The 9,345-nt window shown below is 39.0% G+C and carries 10 protein-coding genes; 4 read left to right on the forward strand and 6 right to left on the reverse strand.

What is annotated here, in order from left to right:
• Nucleotides 1–44: 44 nt before the first annotated feature.
• Nucleotides 45–464 carry a hypothetical protein gene (locus tag RM553_RS18830; RefSeq protein ID WP_311536515.1) on the reverse strand — a complete coding sequence of 140 codons (420 nt, stop codon included), beginning with the start codon at nucleotides 462–464 and terminating at the stop codon, nucleotides 45–47.
• 224 nt (nucleotides 465–688) lie between these two features.
• Between RM553_RS18830 and RM553_RS18835 the strand changes: the two genes are divergently transcribed.
• Both RM553_RS18835 and RM553_RS18840 read left to right on the forward strand, forming a co-directional pair.
• On the forward strand, nucleotides 689–1,438 hold the full coding sequence (locus tag RM553_RS18835; protein ID WP_311536516.1) for an XRE family transcriptional regulator: 750 nt from the start codon (nucleotides 689–691) through the stop codon (nucleotides 1,436–1,438).
• Nucleotides 1,439–1,542: 104 nt separating this feature from the next.
• A complete protein-coding gene (locus RM553_RS18840; protein WP_311536517.1) occupies nucleotides 1,543–2,103 on the forward strand; it encodes a TlpA family protein disulfide reductase in 561 nt (186 codons plus the stop codon).
• On the opposite strand, the gene RM553_RS18845 is transcribed toward RM553_RS18840, so the two are convergent.
• The 5 genes from RM553_RS18845 to RM553_RS18865 form a co-directional block, all read right to left on the reverse strand.
• Complete coding sequence (locus tag RM553_RS18845) at nucleotides 2,104–3,237, reverse strand: lycopene cyclase family protein (RefSeq protein ID WP_311536518.1); 1,134 nt, start codon at nucleotides 3,235–3,237, stop codon at nucleotides 2,104–2,106.
• Between the two features lie 19 nt (nucleotides 3,238–3,256).
• Nucleotides 3,257–3,706, reverse strand: coding sequence for a sterol desaturase family protein (locus tag RM553_RS18850; RefSeq protein WP_311536519.1), 450 nt, complete (start codon nucleotides 3,704–3,706; stop codon nucleotides 3,257–3,259).
• A 12-nt stretch (nucleotides 3,707–3,718) separates the two neighbouring features.
• Nucleotides 3,719–4,558 carry a phytoene/squalene synthase family protein gene (locus tag RM553_RS18855; protein ID WP_311536520.1) on the reverse strand — a complete coding sequence of 280 codons (840 nt, stop codon included), beginning with the start codon at nucleotides 4,556–4,558 and terminating at the stop codon, nucleotides 3,719–3,721.
• Nucleotides 4,559–4,648: 90 nt separating this feature from the next.
• Nucleotides 4,649–6,112: a phytoene desaturase family protein gene (locus RM553_RS18860; RefSeq protein ID WP_311536521.1), complete on the reverse strand. Its 1,464-nt coding sequence runs from the start codon at nucleotides 6,110–6,112 to the stop codon at nucleotides 4,649–4,651.
• Between the two features lie 6 nt (nucleotides 6,113–6,118).
• Nucleotides 6,119–7,015 (reverse strand): MerR family transcriptional regulator, encoded by an 897-nt coding sequence (locus RM553_RS18865; protein ID WP_311536522.1) that lies wholly within the window; start codon nucleotides 7,013–7,015, stop codon nucleotides 6,119–6,121.
• A 263-nt stretch (nucleotides 7,016–7,278) separates the two neighbouring features.
• Between RM553_RS18865 and RM553_RS18870 the strand changes: the two genes are divergently transcribed.
• Both RM553_RS18870 and RM553_RS18875 read left to right on the forward strand, forming a co-directional pair.
• Nucleotides 7,279–7,443: a hypothetical protein gene (locus tag RM553_RS18870; RefSeq protein WP_311536523.1), complete on the forward strand. Its 165-nt coding sequence runs from the start codon at nucleotides 7,279–7,281 to the stop codon at nucleotides 7,441–7,443.
• Between the two features lie 108 nt (nucleotides 7,444–7,551).
• Nucleotides 7,552–9,015 carry a M28 family peptidase gene (locus RM553_RS18875; RefSeq protein ID WP_311536524.1) on the forward strand — a complete coding sequence of 488 codons (1,464 nt, stop codon included), beginning with the start codon at nucleotides 7,552–7,554 and terminating at the stop codon, nucleotides 9,013–9,015.
• The last annotated feature ends 330 nt before the right edge of the window (nucleotides 9,016–9,345 follow it).

Consider the following 9,345-nt stretch of genomic DNA (forward strand, 5'->3'; position numbering starts at 1 on the left):
TTCTCCTGCACTTAGTTATTCAATCCCCATTTTAAATAACTAACCTATATTTCAGCTATAAGATATCTCTCGATACAGTCTTTTTGTGCCAGGAGCAAATCATTTGTAGCCTTTGAGTTAGAAGACACGTAAAGACAATCATAATATAAATTAACGTTGGCCAGTTCACAATTATAACAGTTGTCGTAATTGTTTTTCCGCAGCCAAAAGCTTAAGTTATATTCTACGGCTATCAGCGGTTCCTGCAGGTAAAGAGGCCATTTTTGAAAATCCGGGCAATTCTCCTGCCATTTATTTAATTCCTGTTTTATACACTCCCTTATTCCAATACGGTTTTTGATAACTACATCTTCCAGCATTCGCTCTTCAGGTCTGGTATCAACCATTGTATAGTACATCTTTAGCAGGTTGAGATTGGAGTAAGAAAGCCGTAAAATCCTGTGACAAAATATTAGTGATGCCATTTTTCATTTTTCGTTGGGGGTTATTTTGTTTTTTTAAAATTATTTAAATACCAATTTCCTAGAAAATTCCATTAATTATTAACTCATGTTTAACTTAAGTTTTGATCCAAATACCAGTTTTTATCATTAATTATTATAAAGATTTTTCGTGTCTAAATATTGAGCGACCTTTACTGCATTGATACTATAGAATTATTTCTCGCGTACAGACCAACTAAGAAATCATGAAAGAAGAGATAAGTAACCGCATAAAAGAATTAAGAAAAAAGCACGGATTTTCCCAAAGATACGTTGCAGAAAACCTATTTATTTCACAAGCTGCCTATTCTTTAATAGAAAACTCCCAAAATGGGATAGTTGCAGATCATATCATTAAGCTAAGCGGCTTATATGATGTTACCACAGATTTTTTGCTGAAAGGCGATAAAAATTTGATAAGAATGTCTCTTTCCAATGGTTTTGTTCCTTTTATCAAAGCAAGTGCCCATGCGGGTTTTTTAAAGGATTACCATATGGAAAATTGGGAGGATCCCTATGAGTGGTTTCGGATTCCCGGCTTCAACCCTTCTCAAAACCAGAAGCTTTTTGAAGTAGAGGGAGACAGTATGGCCCCAACTGTACTCCCGGGAGATATTTTAATTTGCCAGACACAAAAGAAATTAGAGAAAATTCTTGATGGTTCGCTAATATTACTTGTTACTGAAGAAGCAATTATAGTAAAAAGGTTAAAACTGCAACCAGATCCCGATTATCTTCTTCTGGAAAGTGATAACGAAGAGGAAGTGGAGAATATTAAAATAAGCAAAAATGAGATTCGCGAAGTCATGATGGTACGAGGTAAAATTACCGGTTTACTTGTTCCGCATCATGAAATAGCTTCCAAGGGGAAAATACGGGCACTGGAAGAAGCTTTGGAACTTCTAAAAAAAGAAGTTTTTAAACTGAATAAGAAAATAGCCGCAATGTCTAATTAACGCGAATAGCAGGGGAAGCTTTTTCAAAAAAGGACCTAAACTGGCTTCGCTTTAGAGTATTGATTAACTTTGTTCTTTGCAGTCCAAAAGCGAGTTAGTGTTGTATGAAAATTTTTAAAAATGAGTGGTCAAATATAATTCTTATAGTAATTATTTTGGCTTTGCTTATTCCTCAGACCCGTAAACCTTTGCAGATTTTTGCAAATAAAGTCTTTGCCTTTAGCCCTGAAGTTACAGATGAAGCCAAAAGGGAACAATTATCTGGTTACCAGTGGACTTTGGAAAACAACAGCGGAAAAAGTATTGATTTTTCTGAATATCAGGACGAGGTGATCGTGGTTAACTACTGGGCTACCTGGTGCCCTCCCTGCATCGCGGAAATGCCTTCTTTCCAGAATCTATATGAAGATTATAATAATAAGGTGAAGTTCTTTTTTATTTCAGGGGAAGAGCATGAAACGGTCAGGAATTTCCTAAAGGAAAAGCGATTTAGCCTGCCAACTTACCGCATGTTGAGTCCGGATCCAAAACCCCTAGAAGGATATACGCTGCCTACAACTTATGTAATAGACAGGCAGGGAAACATCGTTATTAAAAAAGTGGGTTCGGCAGACTGGAACAGCCAGGCCATGAGAAATACCCTTGATAAATTGCTGAAATCCTGATCACAATTTCCTGAAGAAGGATTCTATAAATTCAAAGCCAAAAAGAGAGAACATAATCTTTATATCTTCAGAAAAAGAAGTCTCTTCATCCAGGTAACCAAAGATCATTTCTATGGAATTCGATTCATAGAATTTGGTGAAAATAGCCTCACCTTTTTCATTATGCTGCGCCAGCACATCCAGAAAAATAGCATCATACCTGCGGAAGCGATTGCTTACAAGATTTTTGCCAGGCGAATAGCCGCTTTTGATGTTACTGATGATTTTTGCAGTTTTCTTCCCGGTATTCTTAAATGAATAACCCGTGCTGGGCTTTACCCAGCCGCCGCCGGTGCCGATTTTGGTGATTTTTTTGCTGTTCTTTTTTTCAAAAGGAAAATCCGTCATGGGAATCACACCGCTTTCTGTGGAAGTTATGCTGAAACTGTCAATTTTAAGAATTTCAGAAATGTAATTTTCCAGCATTTCCTCATAAATCTTCTCTTCAGTAAGAAAAGGCGTGAAAAAAGTAAATTCCAGCAGGGCCTTTGTTGAAGTTTCCGGCAACACATACATAAACGATGTGGAATCCCGGAATTTAAGCCGGTAATCCATCATAGTAAAAACCTCCGGGTTAAAATGCTCATTTTCGGTCTCTATTTCCCAACCTTTAAAATGCTGAAAAATTTTAGTAGCCTTTTTTTCTTCCAGGTAATCAGAAGGAATCCGGCTGTCAAAAAAATGAGTGGCAGGATAAATTCCGTTTTCCCCAACAGCCTGCATTTTTACCGTATCAACTTCAGTGATGCTATCCTTAATGAAAATGATATCCGGGGAATTCTCTAACTCTTTTTTTACTTCAGAATAAAAATCCAGGGATTGTATTCTTTTATAAGTATAAGGCGAAAGCTTTAAATCCAGTACTACTTCAGAAGAAAAAAAGCGGGCCTTTTTCCAGGATTTGCTTACAATATTGTCCCAGTGTCCAGCTCCTTTTTCCCAGAAGCACCAGGTTTTATCATTTTCATCTTTGTCTGAAGGGTCTATAATGGCAATCTTCTTGCCTTTAAAAAATACATCCCTGCTAAATCTTTGCGCTAACTGCAGCCCGGCCAGACCGCCACCTATTATGACATAGTAATAAACTGGCCCCATTTTTAAATAACGCTGGTTATTATTTCTTGAAATACCTTAAAGGTACAAATAACATCCCAAAGCATTCCCCATCGTCTTTTCCCAAATGCTTATGGTGCATTTTATGCGCGCGCCTTATCCCTTTAGCATAACGATTATTCGCATTTCTGAAGATTTTAAAACGCTGATGTATAAAAATATCGTGTACCGTAAAATAGGTGATGCCGTATGCCAGGATCCCTAATCCAATGGGCAATCCCGCCCAGAAGCCATTGTATTGCCACAAAAGAAAGCAGGTAATGCTTACAATTGCATAAAAAACAAAGAATAAGTCGTTTCTCTCCCACCAGCTGCTATGGTCTTTCTTGTGATGGTCTTTGTGAAGTTTCCATAGAAAACCATGCATGACATATTTATGGGTAAGCCACGCCATTCCTTCCATTGCCACGAATGTGCCCAGAAAAATTGCTATCCATAACAGCGTTTTCATATCCAGCTAATTTTAAATAAGATTCAATCTATAAGTAATATACGATTTTGCCAGTAATCCTGCCTTCTGGTAATTTGAAACCCTTATCCGGCGGTTCTTAATTTCCAGCGAAGGTACTGCTTTTAACTTGTGCAGCAGTTTACGATAATAAATATAAGCGGTGTAAACACCAAATTTTGCCTCTACGGGAAGTTTTGCAATGCCTGCCAGCCCTTTATGAAAATCCTCCTCAATCTCACTTATTATCTTATGTTTACTGACTTCATCCAGTTGAGAGAGGTTTACATGCGGGAAATAGCTTCGGCTTAAATCTTCATAATCTGCTTTGAGGTCCCGGAGAAAATTTACCTTTTGAAATGCAGAGCCGAGGCTCATGGCAGATTCTTTAAGTGCTTCATATTTCTCATTATCGCCTTTTACAAAAACTTTTAAACACATAAGTCCCACCACATCTGCACTGCCGTAAATATATTCCTTGAATTCTTCTATGCTCAGGTAATCAGATTTATGTAAATCCTGCCTCATACTTTGCATAAACGAATTATACAGGTGCTCCTCAATCCCGTATTGGTGTACGGTTTCCTGAAAAGCGTTAAGAATAGGGTTTAAGCTGATTTTAGCTGAGATTGCCTTATGCAGGTCAGCTTCAAAATCCTTAAAAAGTGTTTCCTTATCGTAATCATGAAAGCTGTCCACAATTTCATCAGCAAGCCTTACAAAACCATAAATATTATAAATATCCTGCCTGATGCTGGGGGCGAGCATCTTTGTGGCTGTAGAAAAGGAAGTACTGTAGGAATTTGTGACTATTTTGCTACAGCCGTGGGAAACGAGATCGAATATCGATTTCATACAAAAAACTTTAAGAGGTCAATTTCTTTTACTTTTTTTATGCCGGTTAACGGCTTTGTTATTAAATGCCCTGTTCGGGATTTCATAGCGCTAATATTTTGAATTCTGAATAAGTTCTGCTGCAAGTTTTCCAGAAATAAGTGACGGCGGAACTCCCGGCCCGGGAACCGTAAGTTGCCCGGTAAAGTAAAGCTGATGTACTTTTTGGCTTTTTAGTTTAGGCCTTAGAAATGCCGTTTGTAATAGCGTGTTTGCCAGTCCATACGCATTGCCTTTATAGGAGTTATATTGCTCTTTGAAATCTTTAACGCAAAACGACTCTTTAAATAAAACCGAATTTTTTACCTTTTGCTTTGTTAGCTTTTCAAACCGGGTCAGGATCTTTTCAAAATATCGTTCCCTTAATTCCGGTGTGTCTTCGAGGTCTGGCGCCAAAGGGATCAAAAAAATCCCTGCTTCTTTACCTTCTGGAGCAGCTCCGGCATCGGTAACAGATGGAAAGCTGGCGTAAAAAAGGGGCTCTTCCGGCCACTTAGGATGGTCATAAATCGCTTCTGCGTGTATTCCAAAATCGGTGTCAAAGAAGAGCGTGTGGTGTGAAACGTTCTTCAGTTTCTTATCAAAACCAACATAAAAAAGCAGGGAAGAAGGGGCAAAAGTCTTTTTTGACCAGTACTTTTCCGGATACTGGCGTTTATATTCCGGCAACAAAGTTTCAGTATGATGATAGTCTGCCCCGCTTAATATGACATCGGATCCTATTTCTTTTCCATCAACAATTATAGCTTTAGCAGTGTCTCCAGAAACCTTAATTTCAGAAACGGGGGCGTTGGTGTGAATTTTTACTTCTAGTGATTCTGCCAGGGATTTTATACCTAAAATTACCTGATACATCCCGCCTTTTGGATGCCAGGTGCCCAGGCCAAAATCGGCATAATTCATAAAACTGTAGAAAGCAGGAGTATTGCCAGGTTTGGCGCCAAGGAAAAGCACCGGAAATTCCAGGATCTGTATAAGTTTAGGATTGCTAAATTCCTTCCTGACTTCCCTGGAAATAGTGCTGAAAAATTGTCCCAGTTTTCCCGCAGTTTTGGGGGTTATCAATTCCAGTGGAGAGACCCCGGGACGATATACCAGGTCCTTAATGGCAATTTCATAATTATTTTCAGCCTCTTTTATAAACTTTTTTAACCTGGCAGAACTTCCTGGTTCTTCAGCTTCAAATACTGCATAAATTTTCTCCAGAGTATCGCCGATAGTAATCTTTTTCCCATCTTCAAAAAAAACTTCATAAGCAGGATTCAGCTTCTGCAAGGTGTAGAAATCCTCTGGCTTCTTATCAAAATCAGCAAAAAAGCGTTCAAAAACATCGGGCATCCAATACCAGGTAGGGCCAATGTCGAAGGTAAATCCATCCTTTTTTAGTTGCCGCGCCCGCCCGCCAACTTCAGCGTTTTTTTCGTAAATATGGACTTCATTTCCTGCTTTGGCCAGGTAACAGGAAGCAGCCAGCGATGCGAAACCCGAACCAATAATGGAAATTTTCTTTTTCATTGGAGATTACAGGTTTTGAACAAATTCCTTAATGGATTGGTGAAATTTTATATTTTCCGGATATCGACCTTCTTCCATATCTTTTAGCCTGTTCCCGAAAACAAGAAGCTCATAACTTTCTTTTGAACATACTTTCTCCTGAAATTCTTCTACAAAACCTTTTATGTCCTTCGGAGCTATGGTAAAATAGCTTAAAAAGCTGATCTTATCGCTCCTCTCGAGCAGATAGTTTAGATTTTCAATAGGCAGGTTAGGGCCCAGATAAATGGTGCTTCTGTTGTTAAGCAACAGCAAGTAATTAATATAAAGAATCCCAATATCATGTATCTCATTTTCCGGCAGAAAAAGCACATACAAATGGTCGGTTTGCTTTTTATCGTCCTTTTTCTTAATTCCCGCTATATTGAGATACAGTTTTTGCTTTATAAGCTCCACAATGTAATGTTCGTGGATAGGTTTAATGGTATCTGTTTGCCAGAGGGTGCCAATTTCATTTAAAAGCGGAAGAAAAACTTCCTGGAAAATTTCCTGAAAACTTTTGTCTTCCTGCAACCGTGCGTAAGTATTGTGGAATAACTGCTTATCAAAGTTAATCATAGCCAGTTTAAAAGCGTTTATGGCCCTGTTCTCCCGGCTGGAACTGGCTGAAATTCGCTTAACCATTCGGCTTATTTCTTCATCATTTAATTTAGAAATACGTGAAATCTTGTAGCCGTTTTCATTTAAAAAAGCAATGTTCAGAATTTTCTGAAGGCTTGAACTGTCATAAGTCCGGATATTTGTAGAAGTTCGGCTTGGCGTGAGGACCTTATATCTTTTTTCCCAGATTCGGATAGTATGGGCTTTAATTCCGCTTAAATGCTCAAGATCCTTTATGCTGAAGTTTTGTTTTACCAGTTCCATAATTTGAATAACAAGATAAACAAATCTAAACAATTAGCCTTTTTGAAGATTAATCTTAAGCGTTAAATGTTTAATAAATTTGAAAATTGATTAAACAAAAATAATAATTGTTGTCAAAAGCTACCTTACCTGAAGATGCTAATTGCTGAAAATATATTGGAGTGTACTGATTCTTTTTAAAAATTTTGAAATCCTGTTAACATTTCAGCTATTTTCTATTGGTTACCTTTATAAGGAAATAATTTTAATCAAAATTTTAGGCTATGAATACGAATAAAGAAAATTCAGACAGAAGGGAATTCGAGGATAAGAACGGCAAAAAGGATCCGGAATGGAAAAACGCCAATCGTGATGAACAGCGAAAGGAAGATGAGGAGCGTTACGAAGAGTTTGAAAAAGATAAGAAGGATCAGCAAAAAAAGGATTAATTAGTTGAGCTGAAAGAGGAAATCAAGTATTTTACTTCTTAAAAAGAAAACCCATCTGCGGTGAATTTCATATCTTCAATTTTCTCAACCATTTTGAAATTTTCTTATATGAAAAAAATTTACTGCTTTCTTTTCTGTTTTTCTGTCCTCACTCTCACCGCGCAAACTAACATTGAACCTTTACCTCCTGCACTTTCGGCCATAAAAGAATCTGAACTTAAAAAAGATCTTTTTGCACTGGCCAGTGATAATATGAGGGGCAGGAGGGCAGGAACTTTAGATGAACTTAGGGCTGCGGCATGGGTTGCTCAACAAGCAAGAGAAGCTGGTTTGGAGCCTGCGGGAGCAGATGGAACCTACTTTCAGTTCTTTCCTTTGTACCGCCGGGTGGTTTCCGGAGAAAGCAGTGTTAAGATAAATGATAAAGAACTTTCTCTCTGGAAAGAAGCCTGGGAAACTTCACCTGTAGAGGCTAAACTGGAGAAAGAAGTAACCTGGATTGAAAATATGGCAGATACCACTGCCAGCCTTGGCGGAAAAGTTGTGGCCATGAAGCTTATGCCACCCTCCAGAATGCCTGCCGAAGGGATGAGCCTGTGGGTCTACAGGTATGCGCTTTCGGCAATCCGGGAACAAAGCGCAGTTTTAAAACGCCAAAATGTTGCTGCTATTGTTTTTGTTGCAGACTCTACAGCAAGTTCAAAAATTGGATTTTTTGGACATGGCTTTGAAGAAGGGACCTATGAGATTAAACCCCGGAGTTCCCGGGAGCGACAGGCAGATACTGTGCCGGTAATCCTGGTAAGCAGTGATTGGGCTGAAGAACTTCAGCAGAAAGGAACCATAATCGATGCAACTTTTAAAATTGATGAATTTACTTATCCTTCTGCCAATGTTGTGGCGAAAGTTCCCGGAACCGATGCCGGTTTAAAAGAAGAATATGTGCTTTTTAGCGGTCATCACGACCATGACGGAATAGGAGTACCCCAGGAAGGGGATTCCATTTGGAACGGCGCAGATGATAATGCCAGTGTAAGCGTGGCGCTTTTAGCCATCGGAAGGGCATGGAAAAAGGATCCCGGTAAGCGGAGTGCTTTGTTTGTATGGCATGGTGCAGAAGAACGGGGGCTTCTTGGCTCGCGGTACTTCGTGGAAAATCCCCCTGTAGAGAAAAGCAAAATTATAGCCGTGCTAAACGGCGATATGATTGGCAGGAACGATTCCGGTTCAGCAGCTTTGCTGGGAAGTATCCCGCCACATCGTAACTCCCAGGAGTTGGTGGATATGGCAATGGCAGCTAACAGGGAAATCACAAAATTTAGTATAGACACCAGTTGGGATGCCGCGAGTCATCCGGAATTCTGGTATTACAGAAGTGATCACCTGCCTTATGCACGTGCAGATATCCCTGCAATATTCTTTACAACTTTATTGCATCCAGATTATCATACCCCAAAAGATGAAGCTGACAGGATTGACCTTGAAAAGTTAACTAAAATGACCAAATGGATGTACGCTACAGGATGGAAAATTTCCCAACAGGCAAGCGCTCCTGAACTGGAAACAGAATAGGAATTATTTTAAGAACAACTGCCTGGATCTCATAGGTTTTCGAAACTGTGAGATCCAAATTTTTAATCTCAGTATCATTGATTGCTGAAAATTGCAAAACCTGAAGTTTGTCTTTGATCCGAATTTTTCCTGTACAATTATCCAATTTGGGCTTTGCTTTGGAATGGCACAATAATAAAGATTATTAACAGAAAGAAGAGTACCCGGAGCGGGACATGAATCTACCCGGCTCTCTGGCGAGAGCCTGTTAGACGGGCCCGCATCATTTTCAGAAGTTACTTATAATCAATCTTTTTACCCCTAGCAGACTTCAGATATTTCTCTCTTTTT

It is taken from the genome of Autumnicola tepida (assembly GCF_031846485.1).
Lineage (GTDB): Bacteria > Bacteroidota > Bacteroidia > Flavobacteriales > Flavobacteriaceae > Autumnicola > Autumnicola tepida.

Bases quoted from the DNA above. Each gene is read 5' to 3' on its own strand.
- RM553_RS18870 (WP_311536523.1), top strand. From the start codon at position 7,279: ATGAATACGAATAAAGAAAATTCAGACAGAAGGGAATTCGAGGATAAG.
- RM553_RS18840 (WP_311536517.1), top strand. From the start codon at position 1,543: ATGAAAATTTTTAAAAATGAGTGGTCAAATATAATTCTTATAGTAATT.
- RM553_RS18850 (WP_311536519.1), bottom strand. From the start codon at position 3,706: ATGAAAACGCTGTTATGGATAGCAATTTTTCTGGGCACATTCGTGGCA.
- RM553_RS18855 (WP_311536520.1), bottom strand. From the start codon at position 4,558: ATGAAATCGATATTCGATCTCGTTTCCCACGGCTGTAGCAAAATAGTC.
- RM553_RS18835 (WP_311536516.1), top strand. From the start codon at position 689: ATGAAAGAAGAGATAAGTAACCGCATAAAAGAATTAAGAAAAAAGCAC.
- RM553_RS18875 (WP_311536524.1), top strand. From the start codon at position 7,552: ATGAAAAAAATTTACTGCTTTCTTTTCTGTTTTTCTGTCCTCACTCTC.
- RM553_RS18860 (WP_311536521.1), bottom strand. From the start codon at position 6,112: ATGAAAAAGAAAATTTCCATTATTGGTTCGGGTTTCGCATCGCTGGCT.
- RM553_RS18830 (WP_311536515.1), bottom strand. From the start codon at position 464: ATGGCATCACTAATATTTTGTCACAGGATTTTACGGCTTTCTTACTCC.
- RM553_RS18845 (WP_311536518.1), bottom strand. From the start codon at position 3,237: ATGGGGCCAGTTTATTACTATGTCATAATAGGTGGCGGTCTGGCCGGG.
- RM553_RS18865 (WP_311536522.1), bottom strand. From the start codon at position 7,015: ATGGAACTGGTAAAACAAAACTTCAGCATAAAGGATCTTGAGCATTTA.